The following is a 16,655-nucleotide window of genomic DNA, read 5'->3' as shown; positions in this document are numbered from 1 at the left end:
ATACAGAAGGCCCCGCCAGTAGCGGGGCCTTCTGCGTTTAAGGTGCCGACATCCGACAGGGCCGGAACAGGGGGGATCCAGATGTTCCTGGCGGATATCGACATAGAGCCGAATGTGACGCCACTTGTCGCTTTTGGCACTTTGTGACCGTGGCTGTCACCGCCCGGCTAGAGTGAACTGCCGGGCGCGTGAAAATCAAGCCATCTCAGGGCTCAACTGTGCGTTGGTTCGCATTGTTGAGATTCCGCCACGGGGAACCGTTCATCCTCGGCGAAGACGGACGCGGCGCCTGGGCCGGGCGTGCCTGCGGCGGCGACGGACGCTGCTGTTGCTGCCGTTGCTGCTGCGGCGGCCGGCGCGGCCCACCGAGCGAATCCATGTTCCGCCACGGCGAGCCGCCGTTGTTCGGCCGCGGGCGATCCGGCGGACGGGTCGGGTTGCCGTTGCCGTTGCCATGGCCGGGGCGCGGCGGTGGGCGGTGATTGTGCGGCGGGCGATAGTTCGGATACGGGCGATACACCGGATAGCCGTAGCCACCGCCATAGCCGTAATACCCGCCACCGTAGTAGCCGCTGCCGTACCCATAGGGGTATCCGGCCGGGTAGCGATACTCGACCGACGGTGCGCCGTGGTAGTAGCCGCTGCCGCCGCCACCGCCGACATAGTCGTACGTCGCGCAGCCGGACAGGGCCAACAACAGGCCACCGGCAAGAACAAGGCGCATTTTCATGATGGGTCCCCCCAACGGGCTGTAGGGCCAGCTTCGGCCCAAGGCATTGAATCAGCCCTTAACTCGGCCCGATCCGAATGAATGGTTGCCATGCTGACACGTTCATCAAGTCGGATGTGGGAAGGGGGCATACGTTAATCTTGCGTCATGAGCGATTCACCCTTGCCCTGTGTTGACGACGTGCTGGCGGCGGCGGCGCGCATTGCCGCGCACGCCTGCGTGACCCCGGTGTTGCGCTCGCGCACCCTGGATGCGCTGACCGGCGCCACTGTGGTCTTCAAGGCCGAACACCTACAGCGCAGCGGCGCCTTCAAGTTCCGCGGTGCCTGCAATGCCGTGTGGGCGCTGACCGAGGCGCAGGCCCGGCGCGGGGTGGTCACCCACTCCTCGGGCAACCATGGCGCCGCCCTGGCGCTGGCCGCACGTACCCGTGGGATTGCCTGTCACGTGGTCGTGCCCGAGGGCGCGGTGGCGGCGAAACTGGCCAACATCGGCCGCCACGGGGCCACGTTGTGGCGCTGCGATGCCTCGATCGCCGCGCGCGAAGCCATGTGCGCCCAGGTCCAGGCCGAAACCGGGGCGATCCTGGTCCATCCCTATACCGACCCGTGCGTCATTGCCGGCCAGGGTACGGCCGCGCTGGAACTGCTGCATGCCAGCGAAGGGCTGGAGATGATGGTGGTGCCGGTGGGCGGCGGTGGCCTGGCCGCGGGCACGCGGCTGGCACTGCAGGCCGGCGCCCCGCTGGCCGAGCTGGTCCTGGCCGAGCCGCTGGGCGCGGACGATACCGCGCGCTCGCTGGCCGCTGGCGAGCGCCGCATCGATTTCACCCCCCACACCGTCTGCGATGGCCTGCGCGGGACGCTCGGCGCGCCCAACTTCGCGCTGCTGCAGGGCGCGGCCGAGGTCATCACCGTCGCCGATGAGGCGACCGTCGCTGCGATGCGGCTGATCTGGCAGGTGCTCAAGCAGGTGGTGGAACCGTCCTCGGCGATCGCCCTGGCGGCGATCCTCGCCGAACCGGCACGCTTTGCCGGCAAACGGGTGGGCGTGGTGCTTTCCGGGGGCAATGTGGATCTGGATGCGCTGCCGTGGGGCGCGGTATGAGCCGACGCACCGGAGTGGGCGTGTTCGGGTGGCTGTGGCGGCTGTGCATCGTGCTGGCCGTGTGGCTGCTCGGGGTCACGGCGTGGATCGTCTGGATCGGCGAGCGCGACCAGGCGCAGAAGGCCGACGCGATCATCGTGCTCGGCGCGGCAGCCTATGACGCCAAGCCTTCGCCGGTGTTCGAAGAGCGCATCCGCCACGGGCTGGATCTCTACCAGCAGGGCTATGCGCCGCTGCTGATCTTCACCGGTGGCTATGGCGGCACCGGCGCGCGTTTTTCCGAGTCGCAGGTGGCACGTCGCTACGCGCTCAAGCAGGGCGTGCCCGATGACGCGATCCTGATCGAGACCGCCTCACGCACCACGCGGCAGAACCTGATCGAGGCGCGGCGCTTGATGGAGCAGCGCAAGCTGCACCGCGTGATCATCGTCAGCGACCCGCTGCACATGGCGCGCGCGCTGCGCCTGTGCCGCGAACTGGGCATCGATGCGCTGGCCTCGTCCACGCCGAGCACGCGCTTCCGCAGCTTCCACACCAGCTGGCGGTTCCTGGCGCAGGAAATCTATTTCTTCCACCGCGACCTGTTCCCGTCGTAGCGCCGACCGTTGGTCGGCTGGCCCGCCGGGCCGCCGTGCGGCCAGCCGACCAACGGTCGGCTCTACGGGATCACCGTGATCACCGCGGCCGGCGCGATCACCTCGATCAGCGCGATCGGCTCAGGGCGTTCTGCGGCGGATCGGAATCGCCGACACCGGCACCGTGGCGACATCGTGCCCGCGCTCGCGGATCGGTGCGCCACCTTCCGGTGCCCAGGCGTGTGCGTAGATCACTTCCCAGCTGCTGGGCAGCTTGCCGTCCTCGCGTCGCAGCGGCTCGTAGGCGGCACGCGCGGCATCGAAACGCCCGCGCCCGGTCAGTGTGTGGCGGCGGTCCTGGCGCGCGTTGGTGGCGCCGATCGCCTGCAGCTCGCGCATCAGCGCGGTCAGGTCGTCGTAGGTCAGGGTGAACAGGTCGCGGTCCAGCACCGGGTCGCGGAAGCCGGACATCATCAGCGCATCGCCGAACTGCGCGATCGGGGCGAAACGACTGACATGCGGCACCTCGTCGGCGGCGGCGAACGCATCGCGCAGTTCGATCAGCGTCTCCGGCCCGAACGTGGAGACCAGCAGCAGGCCGCCCGGCTTGAGCGCACGACGGAACCCGGCGAACACCGCCGGAAGATCCTCGACCCACTGCAGGCACAGGTTGCTGAAGATCACATCCACGCTCTGGTCCAGCACCGGCAATGCCTGCGCGTCGCCGCACACGCGCGAGAACGGCTTCCACCAGCCGGCCTGCTTCTTTGCTTCGCGCAGCATCGGCTGGGCCAGGTCCAGCGCGATCACCTGCGCCTTGGGCCAGCGCTTCTTCATCAGCGCGCTGGCGTGGCCGGTGCCGCTGCCGACATCGAGCACCACCTGGGGCTGGCGGTTTTCCAGGTAGTCCAGCGATTCGAGCAGGCGCTTCTCCACCTCGCGCTGCAGCGCGGCGGCGGCGTCGTAACTGCGGGCGGCGCGCGAGAAGGCGCGGCGGACGTGATGCGGATCGAAGCTGGACGTCATGGGGTACTCACGGCTCAAAACGGTGGTGCGGGTGGAATCAGAAGGTGCCCGGGTAGGCGCCGCCATCAATCAGCAGGTTCTGCCCGGTGATGTAGCCGGCCTGCGCGCTGCACAGGAAGGCGCAGGCGGCGCCGAACTCGTCAGCGGTGCCGAAACGGCCCGCGGGAATGTGGGTGCGTTTGCGTTCGGCCAGCTGGCCGGCGTCGATGCCCTGCTGCTGCGCCAGGTAGGCGAAGTTGCCGCGCAGGCGGTCGGTATCGAACTGGCCCGGCAGCAGATTGTTGAGGGTGACATTGTGCGCGACGGTCTTGCGGGCCAGTCCGGCCACGAACCCGGTCAGTCCGGAGCGTGCGCCGTTGGAGAGCCCGAGGATGTCGATCGGGGCCTTCACCGACGAGGAGGTGATGTTGACCACGCGGCCGAAGCCGCGCTCGATCATGCCGTCCACGGTGGCGCGGATCAGCTCGATCGGGGCCAGCATGTTGGCATCCAGCGCGGCGATCCAGTCTTCGCGGCTGAACTGGCGGAAATCGCCTGCCGGCGGGCCCCCCGCGTTGTTGACCAGGATGTCGACCTGCGGACAGGCGGCCAACGCAGCGTCGCGGCCTTGGGTGGTGGCGATGTCGGCGACAACCCCGATCACCCGGCGCGCACCCGGCAGGGCCTGCAGTTCGAGCACGGCGCGGTCCAGGGCCGCTTCACCGCGCGCGGCGATGACCACGTTGACGCCTTCGCGTGCCAGTGCGCGCGCGCAGCCCAGCCCGAGGCCTTTGCTGGCGGCGCAGACCAGGGCCCAGCGGCCGGCGATTCCAAGATCCATGGGTCAGTCCTGTGGGGAGAGGCAGGCGTACATGATCGGCGATGCGTGGCCGGAACAGGTCAAGACAGTGCGGCAACGAAGTGTTGCAGCTGCGTGGCGACCTCGTCGGTATGGCCCAGGAACGGCGCGTGCCCGCCCTGGGCGACCACGTGGGCCTGCGCGCCCGGCACCCGTGCCGCGGCGGCCTGCATGGCCCGCGCCGAGACCAGGCGGTCGCGCTGGCCGGCCAGCCACAGGCTCGGTTTGCCCAAGGTGGCCAGGGCGCCGCGCAGGTCGGTGTTCTCCAGCAGGCGCAGGCCTTCCTGCAATGCGCGCGGGGCCGGTTCACCGCGGGCGACCAGCATTTCGCGCAGCGTGCGCAGTTCCTGCCGCGCGTGCTCCGAGCCCATCGCATCCAGCGCCAGGAAGCGCTCCAGCGTGCCGCGGTAGTCCTGCGCGAGATCCTGGCCGAACTGCTCGAACACCGCCGGCTCCACCGCGTGCGGCCAGTCATCGCCGCGCACGAAACGCGGCGTGGCCGCGATCATCGCCAGGCCGCGTACCTGCGGCAGCGTCGCGGCGGCATGCAGGGCGAACAGGCCACCGAGCGACCAGCCGCACCAGACCGCCGGTGGCGTGGCGGCGGCGATGGCATTGACCACGTAGGGCAGGCGCAGCGGCGTGGTGTCGTCACGGCTGGCGCCGTGGCCGGGCAGATCCACCAGGTGCAGCTGGACGTGCGCGGACAGGCGCTCCACCAGCGGCGCGAACACACCGCCACGCAGCGCCCAGCCGTGGATGAGGACCAGTGCCGGGCCCTGGCCGATGACCTCGATATGCATGCTCAACGCTGCGGCATCACGCGGTCAGGGCATTCAGTGCGTGCTGCTGGACCGCGGTGTCGCGTGCGTGTGCGATCGCATCGACCAGCGCGTGGACCTGCGCCGGCGCATGCAGCGCGGACAAGGTCACGCGCAGGCGCGCCTTGCCCTCGGGGACGGTCGGCGGGCGGATCGCGCTCACCAGGAAACCGGCTGCTTCCAGCGCGGCCGACATCGCCATCACGGTGGACTCGGCGCCGCACAGCAGGGGTTGGATCGGGGTCTCGGATGGCATCAGTTCCAGACCGTGCTGGCGGGCGCCGGTGCGGAAAAGGCCGATCAGTTCGGTGAGCTTCTCGCGGCGCCAGTCATCGCGGCGCGCCAGCTTCACCGCGGCCAACGCGGCGGCGGCCTGGGCCGGCGGCACGGCGGTGGTGTAGATGTAGGGGCGTGCCGTTTCGGCCAGGTGCTGGATCATCGCCTCATCGCCGAGCACGACCGCACCACTGCCGCCCAGTGCCTTGCCGAGTGTCGCCAGCTGCAGCGGCACATCGTTGACGCCCAGGCCGGCCTCGGCCACGCAGCCGCGGCCGTGTTCACCGACCACGCCGATGCCATGCGCGTCATCGACGTACAGCAGCGCTTCCTGCATGCGCGCCACCAGCGACAACGACCGCAGCGGCGCGATGTCGCCGTCCATGCTGAAGACGCCGTCGGTGGCCAGCATCGCCGCGCCGCTGGGCGCGTGCTTGAGCTGGCGCAGTGCGCCTTCGGTATCCAGATGCGGGTAGCGGCGCAGGCGGCAACCGGCCAGGCGCGAGGCATCAAGCAGGCTGGCGTGGTTGAGCCGGTCCTGCACGCAGACATCGTCCTCCTCGCTGAGCAGTGCCTGTTGCACGGCGAGATTGGCGGCGAAACCACTGCCGAACAGCAGGGCCCGCGGATAGCCGAGCCAGTCGGCCATCTCCCGTTCGAGCGCGTCATGCAGCGCGTGGTGGCCGCAGATCAGGTGCGAGGCGGTCGCGCCGGCGCCTTCGCGTGCGGCGGCATCCTGCAATGCGCTGACCACGCCGAACTGCTGCGACAGACCCAGGTAGTCATTGCTGCAGAAGTTGGTCAGCCATTGACCGTCCACTTCCAGCTGCACGCCATCGCGCCGGCTCACCACGCGGCGCACCCGCAGGCGCCCCTGCGCGTCGCGGAGCTTGCGCTGGGCCTGGATGCGGTCGTGCAGGTCAGGACGGGCCATGGTCGTCAGGGGGTCCGGGTGGGCTGTTAGCGTACCCGGTTGCCGGGCCCGCTGCTCGGGGCTCAGGCCGCGCGCCCGCAGGGGCCGCCGGCAGTGATGTCGGCATGGACCGTACCCGGGTGGTCGTGCCCGGTGGCATCCACCGTGACCGCCATCGGGCGCAGGCCCAGCCGCGTGAACAGGGCCAGGTCGTGCGCGGTGTCCGGGTTGCCGGTGGTCAGCAGCTTTTCGCCATGGAAGATGGAATTGGCCCCGGCCAGGAAGCACAGCGCCTGCAGCTCATCGCTCATCGCCTCGCGCCCGGCCGAGAGCCGCACCATCGAACGTGGCATGACGATGCGGGCCACTGCGATCATCCGCACGAACTCGAACGGGTCCAGTTCCGCGGTGCCGTGCAGGGGCGTGCCGGCGACCTGCACCAGCCGGTTGATCGGCACCGAATCGGGGTGGGCCGGCAGGTTGGCCAGCGCCAGCAGCAGCCCGACGCGGTGCTCGCGGGTTTCGCCCATGCCCACGATGCCGCCGCAGCAGGTCTTCAAGCCGGCGTCGCGCACGTGGCCCAGCGTGTCCAGGCGGTCCTGGTACTGGCGGGTGTGGATGATCGAATCGTAATAGTCCGGTGCGGTGTCCAGGTTGTGGTTGTAGTAGTCCAGCCCGGCCTCACGCAGCGCGGTGGCCTGCTCGCCGCTGAGCATGCCCAGCGTGGCGCAGGTCTCCAGGCCGAGTGCCTTCACCTCGCGGATCATTGCCGCCACCTTGGGGATGTCGCGGTCCTTGGGCGAGCGCCACGCCGCGCCCATGCAGAACCGCGAGGCGCCAGCCGCCTTGGCCTGGCGCGCCTTGGCGACCACCTCGTCGGTGGCCATCAGCTTCTGTGCGTCCACGCCGGTGCTGTAGCGCTGCGCCTGCGGGCAGTACGCGCAGTCTTCCGGGCAGCCGCCGGTCTTGACCGAGAGCAGGGTCGAGATCTGGACGTCCGCCGGGTCGAACTGCTCGCGGTGCACGCTGGCCGCGCGATGCAGCAGGACCGGGAAGGGCAGCGCGAACAGGGCCAGTACCTCTTCGCGGTGCCAGTCGTGGCGGATGACAGAAGCCATGGGAGTGTCCTGACAGATAGTGGAACGAAAGGGCGGCAGTCTGGTGAGGCTGTCACCATCTGTCAACCATATGATCTTATCTAAAGTTTACGGTGCGCTGGGCTGGCTGGGCTGGCAGATCCTGCCGTTGCGCTGCCTGGTCTGCGATTGTCCCGGCGAGGACGGCATGGACCTGTGCCGCGCCTGCCATCGGGCGCTGCCGTGGAACGACCGTGCCTGCCGGCGTTGCGCCCTGCCGCTGGCGGTGGACGACCCCGGGGACGCCGACGGCGATCACTGCGAGCGATGTGTGGACGACTGTCCCCGCCAGGCGGCGGCCAGTGCCGCGTTCCTGTACGCGCCGCCGATCGACAGGCTGCTCATCCGGTTCAAGTTCCACCAGGATCTGGCCGCGGGACGGTTGCTCTCGCAGCTCATGCTGCAGCGCGTGCCGTCGTTTCTGGCCGGGCCGCTGCAACCGATGCCACTGCACCGCCGCCGCCTGCGCCAGCGGGGTTACAACCAGGCGCTGGAACTGAGCAAGCCACTGGCACGCGGGCTGTGCTGCCCGCTCTGGAACGGGCTGCAGCGCACCCGCCAGACCGCCGCGCAATCGACGCTGGATGCGGACGCCCGGCGCTGCAACCTGCGCGATGCTTTCGCCGTGCGTGGGCATCCGCCCGCCGGGCTGACCATCGTCGATGATGTGATGACCACCGGGGCGACCACCGATGCCGCGTTGCGCGCGCTGCAGTATGCCGGCGCCGGGCCGATGCAGGTCTGGGTCTGCGCGCGGGTGCCGTAAGCCCCGTTGCCGCGCCCTGCACGGCGCGAGGTCGTACCATCGGCCCGTCATCATCCCCGCAAGGACGTCACATGAACCTGCCGCCGGATTCGCGCACCTCACCTCTTCTCACTGCCATCGGCCGCAGCTGGTGGGTGCTGATGCTGTACGGCGTAGTTGCCGTGGTCTTCGGGCTGATCGCGATCACGCGGCCCCTGTCGGCCGCCACCGCGCTGGCCTGGGCGATTGGCGTGATGGCCCTCGTGGAAGGCCTGATCAGTCTGTTCGCGCTGTTCGGCCGCAGTGGCGTGCCGCGTGGCTGGCTGCTGGTCTATGCGCTGGCTTCGCTGGTGTTCGGCGCGTTGGCTGTGCTCAACCCACTGGCCACGGCCAGCGTGCTGATCCTGCTGCTGGCGGCCTGGCTGATCGTCGCCGGCATCTACCGCATCGTGTTCGCGGTCCGGGTGCGCAAGGAAATCCAGGGCGAGTGGCTGCTGATCCTCAGCGGCGTGCTGGCCATCGTGCTCGGCGCGATGATGGTGGCCAACCCGATGGCGGGCATTGCCGTCACCACGCTGTGGATAGGGATCGGCAGCCTGCTCTATGGCGTACTGCAGATCGTGGTGGCCTGGCGCATCCGCCGCCTGCGCTGAGCACGCGCAGCGGCGATACTCGTGTCCCCACACAAGGAGAAACAGGCATGCGCAGTTGTCTGCTGATCGCCACCATGATGCTGGGTGCCGGACTGAGCGCCTGCACCCAGGCACCTCCTGCGCCGGCGGCGATCGAGACACCGGCGGGCGTCGCACCGCTGGCGAACGCACGCATCCAGATGCGTGAGGTGGCCGAGGATGCCCGCCACCCCGGCGTCACCACGCTCAAGGACCGCGACGGCAACGTGCTGCCCCTGATCGAGCCGGCCTTCATCACCACGGCCGACATCGCCTCGGTGGCCGTGGGCAGCGACGGGACCACCGGACACGGGACGCTGATCCTGCGCTTCACGGATGCCGCGGCGCCGCGGATCCTCGCCGCGACGGAAGCGCGCGTCGCCAAGCGTGTGGCGTTTACCGTTGGCGATCAGGTCCTCAATGTCGCCGTCATCGCCGGCCCCTTCGCGCAGTCCATGCAGGTGAGCGGACTGGACAGCAACGAGGAAGCCCACCGGCTGTATACCGAGATCACCGGCAAGGCGCCCTGAGCACCTCGCGATCCGCGGAGGCGCTCAGCGGAAATTCGCCTCGATCTGCTCCAGCGATTTGCCTTTGGTCTCCGGCAGCCAGAATGCGGCGATGAGGAAGTACAGCAGCGTACAACCGGCCCAGAAGAAGAACATGCTGGCGTAGCCGTGGTGGCCGACCGTGGGCAGGAAGATCGCGGCGATCACGGTGGAAACGAACTGGTTGATCAACAGCGCGATGCTCATGCCGTTGGAGCGGATGCGGGTGGGCATCAGCTCGGACAGCGCGAGCCACACGCACACGCCCGGGCCCACCGCGAAGAACGCCACGAACAGCAGGATGCAGCCGGCGACCAGCCAGCCGTGGGTGGGCGAGGGCACCGGGCCGATCACCGCACGTTCGATCACCAGCGGCGCGTTCGCGGCCTGCGCCGGGTCCGGGAACGGGTTGAGATGCAGCGTGCGGAAGAAGCGGCCGATCACGCTGTCGGCGGAGACCGCATCTTCGCGGCGGATCTGCAGCGTGGCGTCAATCGGGTTGTCGCTGCGCAGTGAGCGCACGTTGCTGAAGCCGCCGTAGGCGTAGGACACGGTCAGCTGCTGGGGCGCGGTGCCGGCGTTGCCGTCCAGGCGCTGCCATTGCGCGGCGTCCAGCGGCAGCGACAAGGTGGTGCCGCTCACCTGCTGCTGCAGCGCGGCCTGCACATCCAGCCGCCCGCGTTCGCTCTGCACGAACAGCAGCGCCGCAGCCAGCAGCGACAGCGTGATGCCGCCACTGCCCAGCATCAGCAGGAACTTGCGGCCTTTGCGGTCCACCAGCAGCAGCGCGACCACCGTCATCACGGCATTGAGCAGCTTGATCGCCACATCGGCGCCATTGGCCACCGAGCCAGGCAGGCCGGCCTGGTTGAGGATGTTGACCGCGTAGGCCAGCACCGAATTGATGCCGGTGGCCTGGGTGAAGGCCAGCACCAGGCAGGCCAGCACGAACGGCCACACGTAGCGGCGGCTGAGCAGCGGGTCGCGCTTGCCGTTGCGGCCGGTCTGCATCTCTTCGGGCGCCTGCATGCGCTGCAGGGTCGGCTCCACCTCATCCGCGGCGACGGTACGCTGCAGGGCACGGCGCGCCTTGTCGATGCGGCCACGGCGCACGAGCCAGCGGGGGGATTCACTGATCAGCAGCACGCCCCCGGTGAACACCAGCCCAGGCAGCAGGCAGCTCCAGAAAATGGTGCGCCAGGCGTGATCCTTGACGTCGAACAGCAGGCGCTGCTGCTCGGCACCGGGCAGATGGCGCACCGCGGCCGTCGCCGCATCCACTGCATGCGCGTGGTACAGCCCGATCACGGCCGCCAGCACCAGGCCGATGGTCAGCAGCAACTGGAACATCGCCGCGCCACGCCCACGTCGTTCCGGGCTGAGCACTTCGGCCAGGTAGAGCGGCACGACGACACCGATCAGGCCGCCACTGATGCCCTGCAGCAGGCGCCCCATCAACAGCGCGCCATAGCCATCGGACAATGCCATCACCGGAATGCTCGCGGTGAACAGCACGCCGGCCAGCAGCATCGCGCCACGGCGGCCGATCAGGTCGGCGACCATCCCGGCGAACAGCGAGGACAGCACACTGCCCAACAGCACCGCGGCGACCACGAAACCCAGCTGCTGGCTGGTCAGGTGCCAGCTCGCGGTGGCGGTGGCCTCCAGATAGGGCAGGGCGCCGGCGATGATGCCGATGTCGATGCCGTAGAGCAGCCCGCCCATGCCACCGATGAACAACAGATAGCGTACCGGCCAGCGTGGCGCGGAAGCGCCGGCGTGCACGGGCATGGCTGCGGAAACGTCGTTCATCGTGCCGGTCCTGTCTGCTGCTGCGTGCGCCATGGCGGCGCGGGAGTCCACGCTCAGTCGAGCGCGATGTCGTCGCCTTCCACCACCACGCCGCGCACGCGCAGGTCGTGGTCGAGCACCACCAGGTCCGCCCAGGCACCGGTCGCGATACGGCCGCGGTCATCGATGCCAAGGTAGTCGGCCGGGTAGCGCGACAGCCGGTGGGAGGCATCGGCGATGTCCAGGCCGAGCGAGACCAGGTTGCGCAGCGCCTGGTCCATGGTCAGTGCGCTGCCGGCCAGCGAGCCGCTCGACAGCCGCACGCAGCCCAGGCACTTGTGCACGCGCTGTACGCCGAGCGCGTATTCGCCATCGGGCATGCCGGTAGCGGCGGTCGCATCAGTGACGCAGTACAGGCGCGGAATCGCGCGCAGCGCGGTGTGGATCGCGCCGGGATGCACGTGCTGCAGATCGGGAATGAGTTCGGCGTACTGCGCATGCGCGAGTGCGGCGGTGGCGATGCCCGGGTGGTAGTGGTCCACACCGGTCATGCCATTGAACAGATGGGTGAAGCCGGCCGCACCGGCGTTCAATGCGGCCACGCCGTCATCATAGCTGCCGGCGCTGTGGCCGAGCTGCACGCGGATACCGAGCGCGCTCAGGGCAGGAATCAGCGCGAGGTGCTGGCCGATTTCCGGGGCGAGGGTCAGCACCTTGATCGGGGCGATCGCGTGCAGGCGCTGCACGTCGGCCAGGGTGGCCTCGACCACCAATGGTGGCTGCGCGCCGAGGCGCTGCGCGCTGATGAAGGGGCCTTCCAGGTGGACGCCGAGCACGCGCGCCATGCCGGGTTCGCGCGTGGCGATCGCAGCGGACAGGCCTTCAAGCGCCCGCGTGATGTCGTCTTCCTGCGCGGTCATGGTGGTGCCCAGCAGCGCGGTGGTGCCGTGCCGGGCGTGCGCGCGGGCCACCGTCTGCGCGGTCGTGCCGCCCTGCATGATGTCCACCCCGGCCCCGCCATGCACATGCAGGTCGATGAAGCCGGGCAGGATCAGCGGCACCTCCGCATCGTCGCGCGGGTCGGCGTGCGCGGTGTCGATGGCAGTGATGCGCTGGTCGAAATGGAGATCGCCGCGGACCCAACCGGTGTCGGTGAGCAGGCGGCCGTGCAGGGAGCGGGACTCGGTCAAGGCGGGGACTCGGCGATGATCACTTCGACGCCCAGCCGCTGCAGCCCTTCCAGGTACTCGGGCTCGATGCTGGCGTCGGTGATGATGGTATGGACCTGGTCCAGCCGCGCGATGCGGTGCAGGCTGACCCGGCCGAACTTGGAGGCATCGGTCAGCACCACGATGCGGCGCGCGCGCTCGACCATGCGGTGGTTGAGGCTGGCTTCGGCCTCATGGTGGGTGGTCAGGCCGAACTGCAGGTCCAGGCCGTCCACACCGAGGAACAACGTGTCGAAGCTGTAGGTGTTGAGGCTGGCTTCGGCCTGGCTGCCATGCAGCGACAGCGACTGCTTGCGCAGCAGCCCGCCGGTGAGCAGCAGCTCCACGCCGGGCGCATTGGCCAGCTCCCAGGCGATGTTGAGCCCGTTGGTCATCACCGTGACATCGCGATGCCCGCGCAGGTGCCGCGCCAGGGTCATCGTGGTCGAGCCGGAATCGATGATGATGTTGTCGCCGGCTTTGACCAGCTTGGCCGCCTCGATACCGATGCGGTCCTTCATCGGCAGGTTCAGCGCATCCTTCTCGTGGATGTCCTGTTCCTGCGGCGGCGTGCGCACCAGCGTGGCGCCCCCGTGGGTGCGCGTGGCCAGCCCCTGCGACTCGATGTGGGTCAGGTCGGCGCGGATCGTCACTGCCGACACCGCAAAGCGCTCCACCAGCTCGCTGACCTGCACGTTGCCGTGCTCGACCAGGGTCTGGAGGATCTGTTGGCGGCGCTGCCGGGTGTTTCGCATGGGGGCGATTCCGTTCGAAAGGGAAAGCCGAAGCTTACCGTTCCGAAAGCTCCTTGGCCTGCCGGGTTTCGTTATGCGCGCCCGAGACGTTGCGATTGCAGGCCCGGGCGTACTCGGCCAGGCGCAGCGCCACCTTGTGCTGGATCAGCGCCAGCGGTTCGGGCTGCAGCTCGTCGGCTTCGATCGCCTTGAGCTGTTCGGGCATGAACTGGCCGAGCAGCATCTGCGGCGGCGCGTGCGCGGTGAGATTGGCGACCAGCGTGTCCAGCGCCGCCTGCACCGCCGGCTCGCCCCAGTAATAGCGGCTGCGGTCGCTGAGCGAATACGCGCGCAGCAGGCGCAGTTCGTGTTCGTCGCCCTGGTAGTAGCTGCGCCAGCTGCCGGGTTTGTCGACCATGCAGCGGTCCAGCACCTCGATCAGCTGCGAGTGCTGCGTGGCCGGCAGCAGCTCGCGCTCGATCATCGCCAGCGCGAACACCGCTTCGCGGAAGGCATAGGTTGCCGCCGGGCCGACTTTCAGGATTGCGAAGTGATCGCGGACCAGCGCGTGCAGGCCAGCTTCGGTCTGGTAATCGGTGGAGTGCGCTTCGAACACGATGCGCGGCTGCTGTTCGACGAAGGCCGACAGGTCCGCGGCGGCGGCAGGGTCGTAGTAGTGCACGCTGCTGTGGTCGAAATCCACGCCGGGCTGCACCACCATCGCGATCACGCGCTCCCAGGCCGGCAGCAGGTCCGGGGCGGAAAATGCTTCGCGGTGGATGGCCAGGGTGGTGGCCGCGGCCGCCGGCGTCGTCACCTGCAGGCCACCGGCCAGCGAGGCCTCACCGCCGGGAATCGGCACTTCGGTGCCGATCACGTAGACCGGCGGCGGCAGCCCGTGCTCGGCAGCGGTGCGCTCGGCAATCCGCGCCAGTTCGGCCGAGCGCGCCGCGACGATGGCGTCCGGCAACGGCGTGGGGTCATCGGCGCAGGACATGCTGCAGTCCAGGTGGATCTTGTGGAAACCGGCGGCCACATAGGCGGCGATCAGCTCGCGGGCGTTGGCCATTGCGGCCGCTGTGGGGCCTTTCTGCCAGGCATTCGGACCGAGGTGGTCGCCGCCGAGCACCAGCCGCTCGGCCGGGAAGCCCGCATCGCGCGCCAGCTGCAGCACGTAGTCGCGGTACTGCGGTGGGGTCATACCGGTATAGCCGCCGAACTGATCGACCTGGTTGGAGGTTGCCTCGATCAGCAGCAGGGTGTCGTAACGCTGCGCCACCTGCATCGCCGCCAGCAACACCTGCGCGTTGCTGCAGCAGACGCTGTACAGCCCGACGGGGGCGCCCTGGCGATGGGTGGCGATCAACGATTGGACGGCGGACATGGCAACTCCAGTAACAGCGGTGTTCAGGGGGAGGGATGGTGCTGACGTGCGAGCAGGGCGGCGCCCCGCGCACCGCCGGCATCGCCGAAGGTGGGCGGCAGGATCGGCGGCACGCGCACGCCGGTGAACAGGTACGGCGCGATCGCGGCCGGCAGATCGCGATACAGCTGCTCCAGCTTGGACAGCCCACCGCCGAGCACGATCACGTGCGGATCGAGCGCGAGAATCAGGCTGGCGAAGCTGTAGCCGAGCAGGTCGCGGTGGATGTCCAGCGCCTGCTGCGCGATCGCATCGCCGGCCTGCGCGCGTGCGACCACCTCGGCAGCATCCAGCGCTGTACCACCGCGCCGCGCATGGATCATCGCCAGGCCGCTGCCGGACACGTACCGCTCCAGGCAGCCGCGCAGGCCGCAGCCGCAGTCCAGCAGCGGCAGATCGTGGCGCTGCTGCAGTGTGGCGGGCAGGCTCCAGTGGCCCCATTCGCCGGCGATGCCGTTGTGCCCGGCGATCAGCCGGCCACCGACGCAGAAGCCACCGCCCGCACCGGTGCCGAGGATCACCCCGAACATGCTGGGATACCCGGCGGCGGTGCCGTCATGCGCTTCGGACAAGGCGAAACACTGCAGATCGTTGCCCAGTTCCAGCGGGCGCTGCAGGCGAGCCTGCAGGTCCGCCCCGACTGTGTGACCGGTCAGGCTGGGCACATTGGCACTGAGCTGGCGGCCGCTGGCGCGATCACGCACGCCGGGCAGGCCAAGGCCGACGGCGACCCCGCGCTGGCCGAGCGCGGCATCCGCCGCATCGACCAGATCGACGATCGCCTGCAGGAACGCAGCGTAGTCCCGGGTCGGCGTCGGTACGCGCTGGCGATGATGCACCGCCAGCGCGGCGTCGCACGCGACCAGCTCGATCTTGGTGCCGCCGATGTCGATGCCGTACCAGGTCTGCATGCGTGCTCAGCCGTGGGGGTGGATGGTCACGCCCTGCACCACACGGTTGACCGTGCCGTCGGGGAAGGGATTGTCGGGCGTCATGCCGAGCGCGGCCGAACGCTGCAGCGCATAGCACTGCGGCACCAGCAACCACAGCGGGGCCAGCCACGGATCGGGCAGTGCAGGTGCGGCGAGGACGAAGTCGCCGTCGGCGCGGTCCGCGTCATCCGGCCCGATCGACAACACACGCCCGGCGATGCCGTCGCGGCGCAGTTCGTTCAACAGGTCCTGCTCGTAGCGGCGGGCCAGCGGCTGTGCGCTGCGCAGCATCACCACCAGCGTTTCACCGTTGAGGGTGGACTTGGGCCCATGGCGGAACCCCAGCGGGGTATTGGCCAGCGCCAGCACCTGGCCGGCGGTGAGTTCGAGCACCTTCAGCGCGGCCTCGCGGGCGACCGCTTCCAGTGGCCCACTGCCGAGATAGATGACGCGCGAGTATGGCGCCTGGGCCAGCGCGGCCACCGCCGCATCCCAGGCATCCAGTGCGCGTTCGCCGTGGTTGGCCAGGCTGTGCAGACGTTCCAGGCGCTGCGCCCACGGGGCGCTGTCGAACGCACTCAGCGCGGCCAGCAGCATGCAGCTCAGGCTGCTGGTCATCGCGAAGGCGCGGTCGCAGCTGGCCGCCGGCATCAGCAGCGACAGCGTATCGCTGCGGCCGTGACCACGCTTGGCAAGTTCGCCTTCGGCATTGCAGGTGATATCCACGAAGCGTGCGCGGTCGACCTGGTCGCGGACCAGATCCACCGCCGCTACGCTTTCCGGGCTGGAGCCGCTGCGCCCGAACGAGACCAGCAGGGTCGGGCGGTCGCGGCGCAGGTACAGCGCCGGATGGGTCAGCAGGCTGGTGGTATGCACGGCGCGGACCTCGGCAGGCCACTGCGCATTGATCTGGTCGGCCACCATCTCGGCAATGAACCCCGAGCTGCCGGCGCCGGTGAAGATCACCAACTGGCCGGGATCGCGCAGGGCTTCCCCGAGGAAGTCATCGATGCGCGCCTGCGCTGCGACCAGAAGGCCGGCCAGCGCGGCCCACAGCCGGGGCTGCTGGGCGATTTCTTCGGCGGTATAGGCGCCACCGAGGCGCTGCCACGTGGGCAAATCAGGGAGCAGAGAAGCGTCCATTCGCAATTCCTGTTGGGCGACCGCACCTTCTGCGTTTT

The 16,655-nt window shown here is 69.3% G+C and carries 17 protein-coding genes; 5 read left to right on the top strand and 12 right to left on the bottom strand.

Translation table 11 applies throughout. From position 1 onward, the window contains the following. Window positions 1-205: 205 nt before the first annotated feature. Window positions 206-730, bottom strand: a complete 525-nt coding sequence (locus NJD74_RS13520) for a hypothetical protein (protein WP_070426164.1) — start codon at window positions 728-730, stop codon at window positions 206-208. A gap of 147 nt (window positions 731-877) precedes the next feature. On the opposite strand from NJD74_RS13520, the gene NJD74_RS13515 reads away from it, so the two are divergent. Beyond that, window positions 878-1,837 carry a pyridoxal-phosphate dependent enzyme gene (locus NJD74_RS13515; RefSeq protein WP_319624337.1) on the top strand — a complete coding sequence of 320 codons (960 nt, stop codon included), beginning with the start codon at window positions 878-880 and terminating at the stop codon, window positions 1,835-1,837. Next, window positions 1,822-2,433 (top strand): YdcF family protein, encoded by a 612-nt coding sequence (locus NJD74_RS13510; RefSeq protein ID WP_026070106.1) that lies wholly within the window; start codon window positions 1,822-1,824, stop codon window positions 2,431-2,433. Before NJD74_RS13515 ends, NJD74_RS13510 begins: the two co-directional genes overlap by 16 nt. A gap of 120 nt (window positions 2,434-2,553) precedes the next feature. On the opposite strand, the gene bioC is transcribed toward NJD74_RS13510, so the two are convergent. The 5 genes from bioC to bioB form a co-directional block, all read right to left on the bottom strand. Further along, window positions 2,554-3,438: a malonyl-ACP O-methyltransferase BioC gene (gene bioC / locus NJD74_RS13505; protein WP_070472493.1), complete on the bottom strand. Its 885-nt coding sequence runs from the start codon at window positions 3,436-3,438 to the stop codon at window positions 2,554-2,556. 37 nt (window positions 3,439-3,475) lie between these two features. After that, window positions 3,476-4,258, bottom strand: coding sequence for an SDR family oxidoreductase (locus NJD74_RS13500; protein ID WP_070472490.1), 783 nt, complete (start codon window positions 4,256-4,258; stop codon window positions 3,476-3,478). Between the two features lie 59 nt (window positions 4,259-4,317). Continuing rightward, on the bottom strand, window positions 4,318-5,079 hold the full coding sequence (gene bioH, locus NJD74_RS13495) for a pimeloyl-ACP methyl ester esterase BioH (protein ID WP_319624336.1): 762 nt from the start codon (window positions 5,077-5,079) through the stop codon (window positions 4,318-4,320). 16 nt (window positions 5,080-5,095) lie between these two features. Next, the gene (gene bioF / locus NJD74_RS13490) at window positions 5,096-6,307 is read right to left on the bottom strand and encodes an 8-amino-7-oxononanoate synthase (protein ID WP_070472484.1); all 1,212 of its coding nucleotides are present in this window, start codon (window positions 6,305-6,307) and stop codon (window positions 5,096-5,098) included. A gap of 62 nt (window positions 6,308-6,369) precedes the next feature. After that, window positions 6,370-7,404 (bottom strand): biotin synthase BioB, encoded by a 1,035-nt coding sequence (gene bioB / locus NJD74_RS13485; protein ID WP_319624335.1) that lies wholly within the window; start codon window positions 7,402-7,404, stop codon window positions 6,370-6,372. Window positions 7,405-7,474: 70 nt separating this feature from the next. Here bioB and NJD74_RS13480 point away from each other — a divergent pair, with 70 nt between their 5' ends. The 3 genes from NJD74_RS13480 to NJD74_RS13470 all read left to right on the top strand — a co-directional run bounded on the left by NJD74_RS13480 (window position 7,475) and on the right by NJD74_RS13470 (window position 9,368). Then, window positions 7,475-8,188, top strand: coding sequence for a ComF family protein (locus NJD74_RS13480; protein ID WP_070426156.1), 714 nt, complete (start codon window positions 7,475-7,477; stop codon window positions 8,186-8,188). A gap of 71 nt (window positions 8,189-8,259) precedes the next feature. Further along, the gene (locus NJD74_RS13475; RefSeq protein ID WP_070472478.1) at window positions 8,260-8,820 is read left to right on the top strand and encodes an HdeD family acid-resistance protein; all 561 of its coding nucleotides are present in this window, start codon (window positions 8,260-8,262) and stop codon (window positions 8,818-8,820) included. Between the two features lie 47 nt (window positions 8,821-8,867). Beyond that, on the top strand, window positions 8,868-9,368 hold the full coding sequence (locus NJD74_RS13470) for a hypothetical protein (protein WP_070472475.1): 501 nt from the start codon (window positions 8,868-8,870) through the stop codon (window positions 9,366-9,368). Window positions 9,369-9,392: 24 nt separating this feature from the next. Here NJD74_RS13470 and NJD74_RS13465 read toward each other — a convergent pair whose 3' ends face one another. From NJD74_RS13465 to NJD74_RS13440, 6 genes are read right to left on the bottom strand one after another with little or no spacing between them, the layout of a single operon-like run. Next, window positions 9,393-11,198, bottom strand: a complete 1,806-nt coding sequence (locus NJD74_RS13465; protein WP_102788647.1) for an MFS transporter — start codon at window positions 11,196-11,198, stop codon at window positions 9,393-9,395. Window positions 11,199-11,251: 53 nt separating this feature from the next. Beyond that, window positions 11,252-12,367 (bottom strand): N-acetylglucosamine-6-phosphate deacetylase, encoded by a 1,116-nt coding sequence (gene nagA / locus NJD74_RS13460; RefSeq protein ID WP_070472469.1) that lies wholly within the window; start codon window positions 12,365-12,367, stop codon window positions 11,252-11,254. Beyond that, complete coding sequence (locus NJD74_RS13455; RefSeq protein WP_019185238.1) at window positions 12,364-13,140, bottom strand: DeoR family transcriptional regulator; 777 nt, start codon at window positions 13,138-13,140, stop codon at window positions 12,364-12,366. Before NJD74_RS13455 ends, nagA begins: the two co-directional genes overlap by 4 nt. Before the next feature lie 34 nt (window positions 13,141-13,174). Then, window positions 13,175-14,503, bottom strand: coding sequence for a D-tagatose-bisphosphate aldolase, class II, non-catalytic subunit (locus tag NJD74_RS13450; RefSeq protein ID WP_070472466.1), 1,329 nt, complete (start codon window positions 14,501-14,503; stop codon window positions 13,175-13,177). A 23-nt stretch (window positions 14,504-14,526) separates the two neighbouring features. After that, complete coding sequence (locus NJD74_RS13445) at window positions 14,527-15,453, bottom strand: ROK family protein (RefSeq protein WP_070472464.1); 927 nt, start codon at window positions 15,451-15,453, stop codon at window positions 14,527-14,529. Window positions 15,454-15,459: 6 nt separating this feature from the next. Beyond that, window positions 15,460-16,617, bottom strand: coding sequence for an SIS domain-containing protein (locus tag NJD74_RS13440; protein WP_102788646.1), 1,158 nt, complete (start codon window positions 16,615-16,617; stop codon window positions 15,460-15,462). Window positions 16,618-16,655: the final 38 nt, after the last annotated feature.

The organism is Stenotrophomonas sp. RG-453 (genome assembly GCF_033843685.1).
GTDB classification, from domain to species: Bacteria; Pseudomonadota; Gammaproteobacteria; order Xanthomonadales; family Xanthomonadaceae; genus Stenotrophomonas; species Stenotrophomonas bentonitica_A.
This window is presented reverse-complemented; position numbering and strand designations above follow the sequence as displayed.